The organism is Neglectibacter sp. X4, assembly GCF_009917365.1.
In the GTDB taxonomy this organism is placed as follows: domain Bacteria; phylum Bacillota; class Clostridia; order Oscillospirales; family Acutalibacteraceae; genus Acutalibacter.
In genome coordinates this window covers 1-266 of sequence record NZ_QWLE01000261.1, presented here as the reverse complement: position 1 = coordinate 266, position 266 = coordinate 1, and the positions used below count along the sequence as shown (strand labels likewise).

Sequence of the window (266 nt, the reverse complement as noted above, 5' to 3'; positions counted from 1 at the left end):
TAACCGTAAGTCGATATGAAACGGGACAACGTGAACCAAATATTTCGATGATTGAAAAACTGTCCGACGTTTTAAATGTTCCTGTGTCAGCATTCTTCCTTTCTGACGAAGATTACAAAAAAATTGGCAACACTACGGATCTTGATTTTGACGAAGCAGGTTTTGACGGTTTTGCAAAAAAAGTTCTTGATTCTAAAGATATCCAACTTGTAAACAATTTTAATTTGCTTAACGAGTTTGGAAAAGCAGAAGCACTGAAAAGGATT

The 266-nt window shown here is 35.3% G+C and carries 1 protein-coding gene; it reads left to right on the top strand.

Annotation, left to right across the window (positions count from 1 at the left end):
- On the top strand, positions 1–266 hold a 266-nt coding region (locus D1841_RS18020), incomplete at both ends, for a helix-turn-helix domain-containing protein (RefSeq protein ID WP_166554365.1).